The 15850-nt window shown below is 71.1% G+C and carries 14 protein-coding genes; 10 read left to right on the top strand and 4 right to left on the bottom strand.

Annotated features, from left to right (window positions below; all coding sequences use genetic code 11):
* The first annotated feature begins 49 nt into the window (after window positions 1–49).
* A complete protein-coding gene (locus VHW64_RS12660; RefSeq protein ID WP_329650920.1) occupies window positions 50–1756 on the top strand; it encodes an alkaline phosphatase family protein in 1707 nt (568 codons plus the stop codon).
* Between the two features lie 38 nt (window positions 1757–1794).
* Here the strand turns inward: VHW64_RS12660 and VHW64_RS12665 are convergent, their stop codons facing one another.
* Window positions 1795–2628 (bottom strand): GNAT family N-acetyltransferase, encoded by an 834-nt coding sequence (locus VHW64_RS12665; RefSeq protein ID WP_329650921.1) that lies wholly within the window; start codon window positions 2626–2628, stop codon window positions 1795–1797.
* Window positions 2629–2665: 37 nt separating this feature from the next.
* On the opposite strand from VHW64_RS12665, the gene VHW64_RS12670 reads away from it, so the two are divergent.
* Window positions 2666–3259 (top strand): N-acetyltransferase, encoded by a 594-nt coding sequence (locus VHW64_RS12670; RefSeq protein ID WP_329650922.1) that lies wholly within the window; start codon window positions 2666–2668, stop codon window positions 3257–3259.
* Window positions 3260–3290: 31 nt separating this feature from the next.
* Window positions 3291–3656 (top strand): hypothetical protein, encoded by a 366-nt coding sequence (locus tag VHW64_RS12675; protein WP_329650923.1) that lies wholly within the window; start codon window positions 3291–3293, stop codon window positions 3654–3656.
* Window positions 3657–3703: 47 nt separating this feature from the next.
* Here the strand turns inward: VHW64_RS12675 and VHW64_RS12680 are convergent, their stop codons facing one another.
* From VHW64_RS12680 to VHW64_RS12690, 3 genes are read right to left on the bottom strand one after another with little or no spacing between them, the layout of a single operon-like run.
* Entirely contained in the window at window positions 3704–4228 is a 525-nt protein-coding gene (locus VHW64_RS12680; protein ID WP_329650924.1) for a DinB family protein, read from the bottom strand.
* A complete protein-coding gene (locus tag VHW64_RS12685) occupies window positions 4225–5559 on the bottom strand; it encodes a M20/M25/M40 family metallo-hydrolase (RefSeq protein WP_329650925.1) in 1335 nt (444 codons plus the stop codon). The genes VHW64_RS12680 and VHW64_RS12685 overlap by 4 nt, the downstream gene beginning before the upstream one ends.
* Entirely contained in the window at window positions 5556–7661 is a 2106-nt protein-coding gene (locus VHW64_RS12690; protein WP_329650926.1) for a prolyl oligopeptidase family serine peptidase, read from the bottom strand. Before VHW64_RS12690 ends, VHW64_RS12685 begins: the two co-directional genes overlap by 4 nt.
* 30 nt (window positions 7662–7691) lie before the next feature.
* On the opposite strand from VHW64_RS12690, the gene VHW64_RS12695 reads away from it, so the two are divergent.
* From VHW64_RS12695 to solA, 7 genes are read left to right on the top strand one after another with little or no spacing between them, the layout of a single operon-like run.
* Entirely contained in the window at window positions 7692–9536 is a 1845-nt protein-coding gene (locus VHW64_RS12695; protein ID WP_329650927.1) for an ABC transporter substrate-binding protein, read from the top strand.
* Window positions 9533–10576, top strand: a complete 1044-nt coding sequence (locus tag VHW64_RS12700; protein WP_329650928.1) for an ABC transporter permease — start codon at window positions 9533–9535, stop codon at window positions 10574–10576. The genes VHW64_RS12695 and VHW64_RS12700 overlap by 4 nt, the downstream gene beginning before the upstream one ends.
* A complete protein-coding gene (locus VHW64_RS12705; protein WP_329650929.1) occupies window positions 10573–11487 on the top strand; it encodes an ABC transporter permease in 915 nt (304 codons plus the stop codon). Before VHW64_RS12700 ends, VHW64_RS12705 begins: the two co-directional genes overlap by 4 nt.
* Window positions 11484–12509, top strand: coding sequence for an ABC transporter ATP-binding protein (locus VHW64_RS12710; RefSeq protein WP_329650930.1), 1026 nt, complete (start codon window positions 11484–11486; stop codon window positions 12507–12509). The genes VHW64_RS12705 and VHW64_RS12710 overlap by 4 nt, the downstream gene beginning before the upstream one ends.
* Window positions 12506–13549 carry an ABC transporter ATP-binding protein gene (locus VHW64_RS12715; RefSeq protein ID WP_329650931.1) on the top strand — a complete coding sequence of 348 codons (1044 nt, stop codon included), beginning with the start codon at window positions 12506–12508 and terminating at the stop codon, window positions 13547–13549. Before VHW64_RS12710 ends, VHW64_RS12715 begins: the two co-directional genes overlap by 4 nt.
* Window positions 13546–14649 carry an aromatic ring-hydroxylating dioxygenase subunit alpha gene (locus tag VHW64_RS12720; RefSeq protein WP_329650932.1) on the top strand — a complete coding sequence of 368 codons (1104 nt, stop codon included), beginning with the start codon at window positions 13546–13548 and terminating at the stop codon, window positions 14647–14649. The genes VHW64_RS12715 and VHW64_RS12720 overlap by 4 nt, the downstream gene beginning before the upstream one ends.
* A 52-nt stretch (window positions 14650–14701) precedes the next feature.
* Window positions 14702–15850, top strand: coding sequence for an N-methyl-L-tryptophan oxidase (solA, locus tag VHW64_RS12725; RefSeq protein ID WP_329650933.1), 1149 nt, complete (start codon window positions 14702–14704; stop codon window positions 15848–15850).

A 15850-nucleotide genomic window follows, 5' to 3' on the forward strand; every position in this document is an offset into this window, starting at 1 on the left:
ACGCGGGAGGGCTGGGGTGGAGGCACCATCATCGAAAGGAACACCGCAGATGCCTCAGCGCCGCACGCGGTACTTCGGGAGCGTGGCCGTTGCCATGCTCGCAACAGGCGGACTCGTCCTGGCCACCCAGGGCTCTCCGGCCACGGCTCGGATCCCCACTGCCAGCACCAGGACCGCGACCACCACCTCCACCCCGATCCAGCACGTGGTCGTGCTCTTCGACGAGAACGTCTCCTACGACCACTACTTCGGCACCTACCCGAAGGCGCTCAACCTCGACGGCACGCCGTTCCACGCCGCCAAGAAGACGCCGGCGAACAACAACCTCCTGCACGGCGGGCTGCTGAACCACAACCCGAACGAGTACAACCCCTCGCGGCTCTCGCCGTCCGAGGCGATGACCTGCGACCAGAACCACAACTACGGTCCCGAGCAGCAGGCCGAGGACAACGGCGCGATGGACATGTTCGTCCAGAAGGTCAGTGTCGACTCGTGCACGGGCGCGCTGTTCGGCGAGCCCGGCCTGACCATGGACTACTACGACGGCAACACGGTCACCGCGCTCTGGAACTACGCCCAGCACTACGCGATGAGCGACGCCTCCTTCGACACCACCTTCGGCCCGTCCACCCCGGGCGCGCTGAACCTGGTCTCCGCCCAGACGCACGGCTTCGAGGAGGTCGACTCGACAACCGGGGTCCAGGTCCCGACCCCCGGCAGCTACGTCCTGGCCTCGCCGGACAGCAACGGCGTCGGCACGGTCATCAACGACCCCGACCCGGCCTACGACGACTGCTCGGACACCAACCACACCTCGACGAACACGCTGGCGGCCGCTCAGCCCGGTCAGAAGAACATCGGTGACCTGCTCAACGCCAAGGGCGTCACCTGGGGCTGGTTCCAGGGCGGCTTCGCCCCGTCGACGGCGTACGCCGGCTCGGGGACGTACGCCGTGTGCGGGACGACCCACACCAACCAGGCCGGTGCCTCGGTGGTGGACTACAGCGCCCATCACAACCCGTTCGCGTACTACGCCTCGACGTCCAACCCGCACCACCTGCCGCCGACGTCGGTGTCAATGGTCGGGAGGACCGACCAGGCCAACCACCAGTACGACCTGAGCTACTTCTCCCAGGTGCTCAAGGCGGGAGACCTCCCGGCCGTCAGCTTCTTGAAGGCCGCGGAGTTCCAGGACGGCCACGCCAGCTACTCCGACCCGACGGACGAGCAGAGCTTCCTGATCAAGGAGATCAACGCGATCCAGAGCTCGCAGTACTGGAAGAACACTGCGATCTTCGTCGCCTACGACGACTCCGACGGCTGGTACGACCACGTGGACGGCACCAAGGTCAACGGCTCCAGCGACCCGGCCAACGACTCCACGGAGTGCTCCTCGGAAGCGTCGCCGGTCGGTGGCTACCAGGACCGCTGTGGGTACGGTCCGCGCCTGCCGCTGCTGGCGATCTCGCCGTACTCGAAGGTGAACTTCGTCGACCACAAGCCGGTCATGGAGCAGGCCTCGATCTTGAAGTTCATCGAGGACAACTGGAGGACCGGCCGGGTCGGTGACGCGTCGTTCGACGCGAGCGCGGGGTCCCTGGACGGGATGTTCAGCTTCGGCTCACACCGCGGCAAGCACCACCACAGGAAGCACCATGGCAGGCACCACCACCACAAGAAGAGGCACCACCACAAGAAGAGGCACCACCGGGCCGGTCGGCTGATCCTCGGCCACCGAGGCCAGATCCGGCGCTGAGCACGCTCAGGCTTCCGTGAAGGTCGGCGGCGCACCTCTCAGGGGTGCGCCGCCGACGTGCTGGTGGGCATGGTGGTGGGCATGGTGCTGGGCGGGACCTCGGCCTGGAGCTGGCTCTCGCTGTCGGCGAACCCGACGCCGCGGTAGATCCGGATCGCGAGGTAGTCCGGGTCGGCGACCATCACCAGGGTGCTGGCCGCGAGCTCGTCGAAGCCGTAGCGGCTGACCCGGTGTACGAGCGTGCCGGCGAGCCCGCGGCCGCGGGCGTCCGGGTGCGTCTTGACGTTCTGGAACCGCGCGAGCCCCGGCGAGGCGGTGAACAGGCCCATCGACGCCAGCAGCCGGCGGTCGACGAAGGCCCCCCACCAGGCGCCGAACCCCGCGTCGACCAGGCGGCGCTGGGCCGCGGCCCGGGCGGTGACGAACTCCGAGCCCGTGGTGCCCGGGTCCTCGCCCGCCAGGTCGAGCTCGATCTGCTGGGCCCAGTCGTCGTCGGAGTGCAGGGGCCGGTAGGTGGCCTCCGAGTTCGGGTGCCGCGGCTCGTGCACGGAGGTGGCGGTCATCACCGAGGACAGGTCGGTCGCCATCCCGATCTCGGCGAACGGCGCCAGGTCGTCCCGGTCGCCGTCGCCGCCGTCGATGCCGAACGCCACGTGACGGGCCTGGGGGAGCTCGGCCCGGAAGGTGGAGTGCCAGTCGCGCGCCTCCGCGGCGTCTCGGGGTGCCGCGCCGAGGAGCAGGAAGTTCCCCCACCAGTACGTCGGGTTGTCCGGCGTGCGGACCACCAGATGCGAGCCGCGGTCCTCGACGTGGCTGCCGGAGTGCTCGAGCATCGCCAGGTCGGTGCGGAACGCGAGGGAGCGGATATCCATGTGCGGCACCGTAGGGTGCCGTGCGAGGTTGGGTCGCGTGAGTTTCCCGGCAACCTTCGAGATCCGGCCCGTGCAGCCCGCCGACCGGCACGCCGTACGCAGGGTCGACGACACCGCCTTCGGCGGTGAGCGCGTTCCCGACCTCGTCGACGCGCTGGTCGCCGCCGGGGACGTGGTCGCGTCCTTGGTGGCCGAGGTGGCGGGCGAGGTGGTCGGCCACGTCCAGCTGAGCCGGTGCTGGGTCGACGCCCGTGAGCGCCTGGTCGAGGTCGTGTCGCTCAGCCCGCTCGCCACCGAGCCGGCGCACCAGCGACTGGGGATCGGCTCGGCCCTGGTCGCCGCGGCGGTCGAGACCGCGCGGGAGCTGGGGGAGCCGGCGGTCTTCTTGGAGGGGGACCCGGCGTTCTACGGCTCGCGCGGGTTTCTGCCCGCGGAGCCGCTGGGCTTCGGCCGGCCCTCGCAGCGCATCCCGGAGCCGGCCTTCCAGGTCGCCCTGCTCGACGAGGGCCTCCCGCGCGGCAGGTTCGTCTACTGCCAGACGTTCTGGACCCAGGACTGCGTGGGCCTGCGGGATCCCCGGCTGGCCAGGGTCGAGGAGGCCCTGGCGGCGGTGTCGTCGGCATCCGGTTGACTCGAACAGGTGTTCGACTCATGATGTGGACATGCTCGTCTCACCGCCCGGCTGGCCGCGCCAGGTGCGGCCACCCGACGCTCCCGACTGGGAGAGCTCGGCTTGCGGCTGGCTGCTCGACCAATGCCCACCCGACTACCGCGCCTATCCCGCGCTGCGTCGCCATCCGGTGGTGCTCGCACGCTTCGCCGTGCTCCACATCGAGGCCAACCAGGCGGCCTGCCGGCGGGGCCTGAGCGAGGCTCGCTCAGGGCTCCGCGAGGCCGCGGCCCCCGATGTGGTCGAGGCCGCGATCACCACCTGGCAGGCGGAGGACGCCCGGCTGGTCGGCGTACGCCGCGAGGCCGGGCTCGTCGAGGAGGCCCTGCGCGGCCGGCGCTACGTCGCCCGTCTGTGAGGTGACCGACCGGCCGCCGGTTGCGCTCTGCCGTCGTGGCGGGGGACTCACGGCTCCTCGCCGGTCGTCCCGTCGACCAGCTCGCGGGCGATGTCGAGGTGGCCGGCGTGCCGGGCGTACTCCTGGACCAGGTGCAGCAGGATCCAGTGCAGCATCGGTGCGGAGGCGGCGTCGGGGAAGCGGCCGCCGGGTACGGCGGTCTCCGTCAGCTCGTGTGCCTCGACGATCTCCCGGGTGCTGGCCCCCGCGTCGGCCAGGAGCGACCGCAGGCCGTCGACCGAGAGGTCGAGCGTGAGCCAACCGCCGTCCTCGGCCGCGTCGCGCCACGGGTCGTCGAGCGGCTCGCCGAGGAACCCCCAGACCAGCCAGCGACGCTCGACGTTCACCAGGTGGTGGACCAGCCCGGAGGGCGTCCAGCGGGTCGGGACGACCGAGCCGGCGAGCTGGCCGGCTGACAGTCCCTCCAGCTTCCCGGCCACGACCCCGCGGAAGAAGTCGAGGTAGTCCAGCAGCAGGCCGCGAAGGTCCGACGTCGAGGCCGGCTCGGGGAACGCCGTGGGTGACGGGCTCACCCCAGGACCCGCCTGGCGAGGTCGAGGTGGAAGCGGGTCGCGAGCAGCAGGTCGTCGACGTGCACCCGCTCGTCGGTGTTGTGGTAACCCGCCTCCAGGACGCCGACCGGGGTCGCCGCGAACGGGCTGAACCCGTAGGCCTGCGTGCCACCCGCCGCGCGCAGGTAGCCGCTGTCGGTGAACCCGGTGCAGAGCCTCGGCATCAGCGCCGCGGCGTCCCCCTCGGCGTCGAAGAAGGCGGCGATCGCCGACGGGACGACGCCGTCGACCGGCGAGCCGGACCCCTCGGTGATCGGCTCGGGCCAGGACAGCTCGTAGGCGATGTCGGCGCCGAGCAGCGAGCGCACCCGGGCCCCGACCTCCGCAGGCGTCGCTCCGGGCAGCACCCGGCAGTCGATCTCGGCGGTGGCCCGGCCGGGCATCACGTTGCGCTTGCTCGATCCCCACAGCATCGTCGGCGCGAGGGTCGAGCCCATCAGGGCCGGCAGGATGTGGGTGAGGGACGGCTCGAGCGCCGACGCCTCCGCCAGTGCGCGAGCGAGGTCCGGCTCGTCGCGGCCGAGGATTGTGCGGAGCATCGCGGTCACCACCGGGTTGGTCGTGGGCTCGGGGAGCCCGTCACCGAGTCTCAGCAGCAGGCGTGCGAGCAGGGGTACGGCGTTCTCGCCCAGCGTCGGCTGCGACGCGTGGCCGGCTTCGCCGACGGCGGTGAGCTGGACGGGCAGCGTGCCCTTCTCGCCGACCGCGAGGCCGACCAGCTCGCGGCCGTCGGCGAGCACGAACCGCTCGCCACCGCCCTCGTTGACGCTGTGGGTCGGCCGGATGTCGGGCCGCTCCTCGAGCAGCCAGCGCATGCCGACGTCGGCGAACCCGTCCTCCTCGTCGGCAACGGCCAGGAACCACAGGTCGCCGCGGGGCCGGAACCCGCTGCGTGCGAGCTCGGCGATGGCAACGGCGCGCGCGGCCACCTCGTTCTTCATGTCGACCGCGCCCCGGCCCCACAGCCAGCCGGCGTCGTCGACGACGGCCTCGAACGGCGGGTGGGTCCAGTCGCGCGGATCGCAGGGGACGACGTCGGTGTGGCCGACGAACGCCAGCGACTCGGCGGCCGGGTCGGAGCCGGGGATCCGGGCCACGAGGTTCGCGCGGTCCGGCTGCCGGGCGACCAGCTCGGCCTCGACGCCGTGGCCGGCGAGGTAGTCGCGGAGGTACTCCGCGCAGAGCGTCTCGTTGCCGAGCCCGGGCTCGCGGGCGTTGGTCGTGTCGCGACGGATCAGTGCCCGGGCGACCTCGACGACCTCGTCGTGGAGGTCGGTGTCGGGAGTGCTCATGCCTCCACCCCGAGCCGGTCGAGGATCCACGCGTAGACCTCGGCCTCGTAGGCCAGGTGGCCGATCCGGCCCGACGGACCCACGTGTGCCCCGGCACTGGTCTCGCACCGGAACACCAGCCGTGGCGACCACTGCGGGTCGGAGTGCCGCAGCGCGGCCACCCACTTGGCGGGCTCGCGCACCATCACCCGTGGGTCGTGCACGGCGCCGGTGACCAGGAGGTCGGGACGCGTGCCGGCTGGAGGCAGGTTGTCGTACGGCGAGTAGGCCAGCAGCCAGTCGAACTGCTCGCGGATGCGTGGGTCGCCCCACTCCTCCCACTCGTTGACGGTCAGCGGTGTGTCGGCGTCGAACATCGTGGTCACCACGTCGACGAAGGGGACCTCGGCGACGACCGCACGCCACCGGTCGGGCCGCTGGCTGAACACCGCGCCCTGGAGCAGCCCGCCGGCACTGAGCCCGCGGGTGGCGATCCGCTCGCCGTCCACGACGCCCTCGCGGGCGAGGCCGTCGGCCACGGCCGCGAGGTCGTCGAACGTGTGCTGCTTGGTCGCCATGCTGCCGTCGAGCCACCACCGCCGTCCGCCTTCACCGCCGCCGCGGATCAGGGCGTGGACGTAGACGACGCCGCGGTCGAGCAGGCTGGGCAGCCCGGGGTCCCACTCGGGCTCGTCGACCGACTCGTAGGCGCCGTAGGCATAGACCAGCGCGGGCGCGGACCCGTCCAGCGGCGTGTCGCCGTGCCGGACCAGCACGGTCGGGACGGCGGTGCCGTCGGGAGCCGGGAAGGAACGCCGCTCCAGGACGTAGGCCCCCGGGTCGTGGCCGGGCGCCTCGCCGCGGTGGACCTCGGTCGCGGCGCCGGAGGCCAGGTCGACCGACGACCAGACCGTCGGGCGCAGGTACGTGGAGTCGGAGACGGTGACCGCGGCCGCGTCGTAGAGCTCGTTGGTGGCCAGGTCGAGACAGCCGACCACGGCATCGCTGGCCACGACCACGCCGTCGCCGGCCAGGTCGTCGTGCCCCACGATCCGCAGGCGGTGCTGGCCGTCGGCGCGGTAGGAGAGCACGACAGCACCGGCGAAGGCCTCGGCCCGGAGCAGCCGCTCGTCGGGGTGCTCGGGGCGGGCCTCGGTCCACGACGTGTGGTCCTGGCCCCCCTCACCCGGCACCGGCGCGGTCATCAGGCGGAACTCCACGGCGCCGTCGTTGGTCACCACCAGCAGCCGCCCGCCCTCGGGTCCCCGGACGTGCTCCACGTCGTACATCACGCCGTGCCGCCGGCCGCCGACCGAGCGGGGAGAGGCCTGTGCGTCGTGCGCGTCGAGCACCCAGACCTCGCTGGTGCTCCGGCTCTCGCTGGAGATCAGCACGACGTCTCCCGAGCGGGTGGCCCGCAGGTCGAGCTCGAAGCGCGGGTCGGGCTCCGCCAGGACGAGCACGTCGTCGGCTGCGTCGGTGCCCATCCGGTGGCGGAACAGCAGGTGCGGCCGGTACGCCTCGTCGTGGACCGTGTAGTAGTAGTCGCGCGAGTCCGCGCTCCACGCACCGCCGTAGTAGCTGCGCGCGACCCGGTCCGGCAGGTCCTCACCGGTGCGCAGGTCGCGGAACCTGAGCTCGAAGACCTCGTCGCCGGCCAGGTCGACGCTGTAGGCCAGGAGATCCTCATCGGGGCTGAGCGCGGTCACGCCGAGATCGAGGTAGCCCGTGCCCTGGTCCTCGGCGTTGACGTCGAAGAACAGCGATGACGATTCGAATTCAGTCGTTGACCCGGCCTCTGAATCATGATTCAGTCGCCAGAGTTCGGCGTAGTCGCTGTTCACGGGATGCCGGGTCCAGTAGGTGAACCTGCTGCGGTCCCAGCGAGCGGACTCGTCGTCGGATGGCAGCCGCGCGAGCATCTCCGCCTTGAGGGTGGACCCGAGGGAGCCCAGATGGACAGTGGACGCGTCGTAGAAGGCCCGCTCGGCCACCAGGTGGGCGATGACGGCGGGGTCGTCGCCGCCCAGCCAGTGGTAGGGGTCGGGCCGGGTGACGTCGTGCTCGGAGTGGGTGAACGGACGGCGCTGCGCGGTCGGGGGCGCAAGAGGCGGGTTCGGCACGGCGGTCACCGTACCGCCGGATCGCTGCTCGTGGCTCTGGCGTTGTTGGTGGCCGCGCTGCTGCCCGGCTTCGCGATCGGAGGACCGGCTCACGCCAAGTCGAAGGTCGTGTTCAAGGTGGCGATGCTCGGCGAGGGCGTCGACTCGCTCAACCCGTTCCTGGGCTTCCAGTCACCGTCTTACGAGATGTGGGGCCTCACCTACGACTACCTCGTCGGCTACTCGATGACGGACATGTCGCCCCAGCCCGACCTGGCGACCAAGTGGACGACCTCGCCCGACGGCCTCACCTGGACGTTCACGGTGCGCACGGGCGTGAAGTTCTCCGATGGCGTCCCGCTGACCGCCGCGGACGTGGCGTTCACCTACAACCGGGTGCTGGCCAAGGGCAGCGTCGAGGGCACCAACTGGCTGTCCTACCTCCAGGGCGTCAAGTCGGTGACGGCGCCGAACGCCACGACCGTGGTGATGAAGCTGAGCAAGCCGATCGCCACCCTGCCCCTGCTGCCGATCCCGATCGTGCCCGAGCACATCTGGAAGAACGTCAGCGAGAGCCAGATGAAGAACTACGCCGCCGCACCGACCGGCGGGAAGCCGGTGGTCGGTGAGGGCCCGTTCCGGCTGGTGTCCGGCAGCGCCGACGGTTCGACGTTCACCTTCGTGGCCAACCCGAGCTACTGGGCCGGCACCCCGCACGTGGACGAGGTGATCTTCCAGTTCTACAAGAACGACGACTCCGCCATCCAGGCGCTGCTCAAGGGTGAGGTCGACTTCGTCGAGGGCATCACCGCCCTCGAGGTCAAGAAGCTCCAGAGCGACCCCGGGGTCACGGCCCACAACGGCAACTCCCCGGGCTTCGACGAGATCGCGTTCAACACCGGCTCGGTGTCGAACTCCGCGGGAACCAAGAAGATCGGGAACCCCAACCCGGCTGTGCTCGATCCCAAGTTCCGGCACGCCCTGGGCTACGCCCTGAACCTTCCCCAGCTGATCCAGAAGGTCTACCAGGGCGCGGGCCAGCCAGGAACGACGATCATCCCGCCGACGTACTCCAAGTGGCACTGGGAGCCGCCGGCGGGTCAGAAGATGACGTTCGACCTGACCAAGGCCGGACAGCTCCTCGACGCTGCGGGCTACAAGCTGAACTCCAGCGGCCAGCGGCTGGAGAAGGACGGGCAGACGGTCATCAACCTGCGCCTGGCGGCGCGGTCCGACTCGCCGACCTCGCTGAACACCATGTCCTACTTCCAGCACTGGCTGGCCGATCTGGGGATCAAGTCGCAGGTGTCGACCTACAGCTCCAGCCAGCTCACCAACGAGATCTACAAGGGCAACTTCGACGCCTTCCAGTGGGGCTGGTACGTCGAGCCGGACCCGGACTCGATGCTCAGCTACCTGACCTGTGCGCAGCGACAGCACTCGTCGGACTCGTTCTACTGCAACCCCGCCTACGACAAGCTCTACAACGGCCAGCACGTCTCGACCGACCCGACCCAACGGGTGGCGCAGGTCAAGAAGATGCAGCAGATCCTCTACCAGGACTCGCCGTACCTCGTCACGGCGTACAGCTCGACCAGCGAGGCGGTCCGTAGCGACAAGTTCGCCTGCTTCGTGCCGCAGCCCAACCCGGGTGGCGTCTGGCTCGAGCAGTACGGCATCTACAACTACATCCACATCAAGCCGGCCTCGGAGGCCGGCAACTGCGACCAGGCCGAGGCCGGTGGGCTCACCGGAGCGGTCAAGGCGACCTCGGGCGGCACCAGCACGTCGAAGGCACCGTTCCTGATCGGCGCTGGGGTGGTGGTCGTGATCCTGCTCGGCCTCGGTGGCGTCACGATGCGGCGGCGCAAGACGACGCTGGAAGACCGCGAGTGAGCCTGGTCGCCGACCCTGGCCTCATCGCCGAGGGGGAGGAGACAGGGTCTGGCAGGCAGCACGGCTACCTCTCATACGTCGGGGTCAAGGTCCTCGGCTCGATCGGCAGCCTGCTGTTCATGCTGGTGGTCAACTTCTTCCTGTTCCGGGTCCTGCCCGGCGACCCCGCGCGGAGCCTGGGGCGCGGTCACATCAACACCCAGGCCCAGCTCGACGCCTTCAACAAGACCTACGGCCTCGGCCAGCCGCTGCCGCAGCAGTTCTGGACCTTCCTGAAGAACACCGCCCACGGCAACCTGGGGACCTCGATCCAGTACCGGCTGCCCGTCTCGCAGCTGATCTGGGACCGCCTGTGGCCCACCCTGCTGCTCGTGGGGATCTCGACGATCCTGTCCACGGTGATCGGCGTCTACCTCGGGATCCGCGGCGCCTGGGACCGCGGCAGCGTCTTCGACAAGGTCTCGACCGGCGCGTCCCTGACCCTCTACGCGATGCCCGAGTGGTGGCTGGGCCTGATGCTGATCGCCGGGTTGGGGGTCGGCTTCGGGTTCGTCCCGGGGCTCTTCCCGACCGGCGGCCTGCACTCGGCGGGGGTCAACCCCTCGTCGCTGCACGGGATCCTCGACACCACCTGGCACCTCACGCTGCCGGTGGTGACGCTCGCGCTGGCCTACCTCGCCGAGTACTCCCTGATCATGCGCAGCTCGCTGCTCGACGAGCTGGGGGAGGACTACCTCCAGACCGCTCGGGCCAAGGGGCTGCGCGACGTCCTGGTACGCAACCGGCACGCCGTCCGCAACGCGCTGCTGCCCACGACCACGGTGATCGCGCTGAACATCGGCTTCGTCGTCTCCGGAGCCATCACCGTCGAGACCGTGTTCTCCATCCCCGGGCTCGGCCTGCTGTCGACCGATGCGATCGGGGTGCCGGACTTCCCGGTCCTGGAGGGCACCTTCCTGGTCGCGAGCGGTGGCGTGATCGCGGCCAACCTCGTCGCCAACCTGATCTACGGGTGGCTCGACCCCCGGGTGCGCACATGACCGACATCGGAGCGCCCCGCCTCTCGACGCGCCAGCTCGCACGCCGGCGCCGGGCCGCGTCGTACCGGCGGACCTGGAAGGCGTTCGCCGCCAAGCGCAGCGGCTTGGTCGGGCTCGGGATCCTGGTCTTCTTCATCGTCGTCGCGCTCGGGGCGCCGGTGCTGGCGAGCTCGCGAGGTCTGGACGTGACCCTGGCGAACGGCCCGGTCCTGGGGCCGCCGTCCTCGCACTACGTGCTCGGGACCGACGAGAACGGCCGCTCGGTGCTGACCCTGTTGATCTGGGGCTCGCGCATCTCGCTGTTCGTGGGCCTTGCGGCAACGGTGATCTCGATGGTGATCGGGACCCTGCTCGGACTGGTCTCGGGCTACTTCGGTGGCTGGATCGGGCGGATCACCTTCCGGATCACCGAGTGGTTCCTGGTGATCCCCTTCCTACCGCTGGCGATCGCCCTGGCGGCTGTGCTCGGACGGGGTCTGTTCAACATCGTGATCGTCATCGGCGTGACCTCGTGGCCCAGCACCGCGCTGCTGATCCGCAGCCAGACCCTGTCCATCAAGGAGCGCGCCTACATCGAGCGGGCGGAGGCCATCGGGGCCGGGCGCTGGCACCAGATGGGGCGGCACGTGCTGCCGAACGTGATGCCGATGGTCTTCGCGAACACCACGCTCACGGTCGCCGCGGCGGTGCTGACCGAGACGACGCTGAGCTTCCTGGGTCTGGGCGACCCCACGCACACGTCGTGGGGGACGATGCTGGACAGCGCCTACCAGGTGGGCGCGATCACCACCGGGTCCTGGTGGTACGTCATCCCGCCCGGAGTCTGTGTCGTGCTGGTCGTGCTGGCCTTCACCATGATCGGCCAGGCCCTCGAAGAGGTGCTCAACCCCCGGCTGAGGGCACGCCAATGACCACCGAGACGACGCCGGAGGCGACGGGAACGGCGGCGCCGGACGCCGCCCTGCTCGCGATCCGCGACCTCCATGTCACCTACGCCACCGGCGAGGGCGGCCTGCCGGCGGTGCGGGGTGTCGACCTCACGGTCGCGCGCGGCCAGATCGTCGGCGTGGCGGGGGAGTCGGGCTGTGGGAAGTCCACCTTGGCCAGCACCGTGCTGCGTCTCCAGCCGCCGAGCGCGACGGTGTCCGGCCAGGTGCTCTTCGACGGTCGCGACGTGCTGGCGATGCGCTGGGGCGAGCTCCGAGCCGTGCGCTGGGCCGGTGCGTCGATCGTCTTCCAGGGCGCGTTGCACTCGCTGAACCCGGTGCACCGGATCGGGGCCCAGCTCGCCGAGCCGATGCACATCCATCAGCCAGGTCTCGACGAGGCGCGGGTGACCGAGCGCGTCGCCGAGCTGCTCGACCAGGTGGGGATGGCGCCCGAGCGGGCGAAGTCCTACCCGCACCAGCTCTCCGGTGGCCAGAAGCAGCGGGTGATGATCGCGATGGCGCTGGCGTGCGACCCGGAGCTCGTCGTCGCCGACGAGCCGACCACGGCGCTGGACGTCATGGTGCAGGCGCAGGTGCTGAACGTCCTGTCCGAGCTCGTGCGCGGCCGTGGCGTCGGCATGATGATGATCAGCCACGACCTCTCGGTGCTGGCCGACCTGTGTGACCGGATCACCGTGATGTACGCCGGTCGCGTCATCGAGGAGGGACCCGCGGACCAGGTGTTCGCCGCCCCGCTGCATCCCTACTCCGGCGCGCTCTCCGCGGCGTTCCCTCGGGTCGGCGACCCGGCGGCGCGCTTCGCCCCGGCGGGTCTCCCCGGTGACCCACCCGACCCCCGCAACCTGACCGAGGGCTGCTCGTTCGCGCCCCGATGCCCGCGGGCCGCCCCGGTCTGCCTGCACGACGAGCCCGGGCTCGTGGCGTACGACGACCGGGCCGCGGCGTGCGTGCGCATCGGCGAGCCCGACCTGGAGGCCCGATGACCCCGGAGCCGTCGACGGGGCCGTCGAACGGCGCGTCGAAGGGGCACTCGGCCGAGCTGTCGACCTCGGGCCTGCGGGTCCAGTTCGCCACCCGCGGCGGGCGGGTCGCCCGTGCGCTGGACGGCGCCGACCTGGTGCTCCGGGCCGGCGAGGTCGTGGCACTGGTCGGTGAGTCGGGCTCGGGCAAGACCACCCTGGCCCGGAGCCTGGTCGGACTGACCGCCCCGGCTGCCGGCGAGATCCGGTGGGAGGGCAAGGCGCTGGAGCGCTCGGGCCGCGGCCTGAAGCGGCTGCGACGCCAGGTGCAGCTCGTGCTCCAGGACCCCTCCGGCGCCCTCAACCCGCGTCACACCGTCTACGAGTCGGTGGCCGAGGGCCTACGCATCCACAAGCTGGTCAGCGGGTCGGGCAGGACGGAGGCGGAGCTCGTCGCCCAGGCGCTCTCCTCGGCCGGGCTCCGGCCGCCCGAGGCGCTCTTCCTGCGCTACCCCCACGAGCTGTCGGGCGGGCAGCGCCAGCGCGTGCTGATCGCCGGCGCCCTGGCCGTGAGCCCGAAGCTGCTGATCGCCGACGAGCCGGTCTCCAGCCTCGACGCCTCGATCCGCGGCGAGATCCTGGCCCTCCTGCTCAAGCTGCGCGAGGAGCTCGGCCTCGGCGTCCTCGTGGTGACCCACGACCTGGGCCTCGCCTGGAACATCGCGGACCGGATCGCGGTGATGTATCTCGGCCGGATCGTCGAGACCGGGCCCACCGAGGAGGTCCTGACCTCGCCGCAGCACCCGTACACCCAGGCGCTGCTGTCGGTCATCCCCGAGGTCGAGCGGCTCGAGCCGGTGGTGCTCACCGGTGAGATCCCGGACCCGACCCGGATCCCGCCGGGCTGCCGGTTCCACCCGCGGTGTCCCGCGCTGGCCTCCGGCGAGGCGTCCGGCGTGGCCGACGCGTGCCGGGGGACCGCCCTGCCGATCCTGTCCGGGGACCCCGGGGGTCACCGCTGCTCCTGTCATCTGGTTTCTTCGAGGGAGGTGGTCTCGTCATGACCCTGCAAGCCGCGTTGCCGCGTGAGCTGTACGTCGACCCGCGCGCCTGGAGTCGGGAGCGAGATCGGGTGCTCCTGAACGAGTGGACCTGCGTCGGCCGGACCGACGACCTGGGGCTGCACCAGCCCGAGCGGGTCGCGGTCGTCGACGTGCTGGGCGAGTCGCTGGTGCTGACCTCCGATGCCGTCGGCGGCCTGCACGCGGCGTACAACGTCTGTCGCCATCGCGGCTCGCAGCTCTTCCCGACCGAGCCCGGGGCGGCTCCCCAGCTCTGCGGAGCCAAGTCGATCCGGTGCCCCTACCACTCGTGGACCTATGCCCTGGACGGCTCGCTGCTCCGGGCACCGCACACCGAGGACGGCGAGATCGAGGCCGCCGAGTTCGGGCTCCACGCCGTCGGCATCCAGGCGTGGGGCGGCTTCGTCTTCGTTCATCCCACACCGGCGGACGCCGCGCCGCTGGCCGACAGCGTCGAGCGGGCGACGCGCACGCTCGCGCACTACGACCTGGCCTCGCTGGTCACCGGGCTGACCATGCGCTACGAGGTGGCGGCGAACTGGAAGGTCGTCGCCGAGAACTACAACGAGTGCTACCACTGCGGCCCGGTGCACCCCGAGCTTTCCCGTCTCGTGCCGCAGTTCGCCGGCGGCGGACGCGGCCTCGACTGGGATGCCGGCATCCCGCACCGGGAGGGGGCCTGGACCTTCACCATCAGCGGCACCACCGACCGGGCGCCGCTGCCGGGCCTCGACGAGGACGAGCGGACCCGGCACAAGGGCGAGCTGGTGTACCCGAACCTGATGCTGTCGTGCTCGGCGGACCACGTCGCGGCGTTCACGCTCACGCCGGTCGCGGTCGACCGGACCGAGGTCGAGTGCCGCCTGCTCTTCGCCGCCGACGAGGTGGCGAAGGCGTCGTTCGACGCGTCGGACGCCGGCGACCTCTGGGACCTGGTGAACCGCCAGGACTGGGCCATCTGCGAGTCGGTGCAGCGCGGGATGTCCTCGCGGGCCTACACGCACGGCTGGTTCGCGCCGATGGAGGACGACTCCGTGGACATCCGTCGCTGGCTCCTGCCGCGGTTGGAGGGTCGTGAGTGAGTCGGCCACCGGTGGTCTCGAGACGGGCGTAGAACGCTCTCCTCGACCAGCGGTGGAGGTCGACTACGTCGTCGTCGGACTCGGTGCCCTGGGCTCCGGTGCTGCGTGGCAGCTCGCGACGCGGGGCCACTCGGTCGTCGGGCTGGAGCAGTTCGAGCTCGGGCACGCGCGAGGTGCCTCCCACGACACCTCACGGATCCTGCGCCACAGCTACCACACGCCCGCCTACGTCAGGCTCACCGAGGAGGCCTACGACGACTGGGCGCGGCTGGAGGCCGAGTCGGGCGAGTCGCTGGTCACGGTCGTCGGCGGGCTCGACCTCTTCCCGGCGGACTGCGTGATCAGCCCGGTCGACTACGTCGAGTCGCTGCGCGAGGTGGGGATCGCCTTCGAGGAGCTGGACGTCGACGAGATCCGCCGGCGCTGGCCGGTGTTCCATCCGCCGGCCGGCACCCGCGGGCTCTACCAGGAGCGCGGCGCGATCGTGCCGGCGGCCCGTGGCACGGCGGCGATGCAGCGTCTCGCCGCCGATGCCGGAGCGACCCTGCTCGGGTCCACGCCGGTGAGCCGGGTGCTCGACCACGGGTCGCACGTCGAGGTCGTGGCCGGCGACACGTCGTACGCCTGTCGCGGCGTGGTGGTGGCGGCCGACGCCTGGACCAACCAGGTGCTGTCCGGGCTCGGGGTGGAGATCCCGCTCACGGTGACCCTCGAGCAGCCGACGTACTTCGCCCCGCCCGACCCCGCGCCGTACCAGGACATGCCGCTGTGGATCTGGATGGACGAGCCGTCGTACTACGGCTTCCCCTGCTACGGCGAGCCGACGGTCAAGGCCGCCCAGGACTGCGGAGGGCCGGTCGTCGACCCGGACGACCGCACCTCGGAGCCGGACCCGGAGATGCGCGACCGCCTGGCGGCGTTCATGGGGTCGCTGCTGCCCGGGACCGGGGAGGTCGTGCGGTCGCTGCGCTGCCAGTACACGCTGACCCCGGACCGGGACTTCGTGATGTCGGCCGTGCCCGGGCACGCGTCGGTGGTGGTGGGGCTCGGCTCCGCGCACGGCTTCAAGTTCGCGCCGACCTTCGGCCGGATCCTCGCCGACCTGGTCACGACGGGACAGACGACCTCCGACGTCGCGGGCTTCGGCTTCGACCGGCCGGGTCTGACCGACCCGGCCTACGAGGCGAACTGGATGGTCTGA

It is taken from the genome of Nocardioides sp. (assembly GCF_036267815.1).
In the GTDB taxonomy this organism is placed as follows: Bacteria; Actinomycetota; Actinomycetes; order Propionibacteriales; family Nocardioidaceae; genus Nocardioides.

Bases quoted from the DNA above. Each gene is read 5' to 3' on its own strand.
- VHW64_RS12720 (WP_329650932.1), top strand. From the start codon at position 13,546: ATGACCCTGCAAGCCGCGTTGCCGCGTGAGCTGTACGTCGACCCGCGC.
- VHW64_RS12675 (WP_329650923.1), top strand. From the start codon at position 3,291: ATGCTCGTCTCACCGCCCGGCTGGCCGCGCCAGGTGCGGCCACCCGAC.
- VHW64_RS12710 (WP_329650930.1), top strand. From the start codon at position 11,484: ATGACCACCGAGACGACGCCGGAGGCGACGGGAACGGCGGCGCCGGAC.
- VHW64_RS12660 (WP_329650920.1), top strand. From the start codon at position 50: ATGCCTCAGCGCCGCACGCGGTACTTCGGGAGCGTGGCCGTTGCCATG.
- VHW64_RS12705 (WP_329650929.1), top strand. From the start codon at position 10,573: ATGACCGACATCGGAGCGCCCCGCCTCTCGACGCGCCAGCTCGCACGC.
- VHW64_RS12665 (WP_329650921.1), bottom strand. From the start codon at position 2,628: ATGGATATCCGCTCCCTCGCGTTCCGCACCGACCTGGCGATGCTCGAG.
- VHW64_RS12685 (WP_329650925.1), bottom strand. From the start codon at position 5,559: ATGAGCACTCCCGACACCGACCTCCACGACGAGGTCGTCGAGGTCGCC.
- VHW64_RS12715 (WP_329650931.1), top strand. From the start codon at position 12,506: ATGACCCCGGAGCCGTCGACGGGGCCGTCGAACGGCGCGTCGAAGGGG.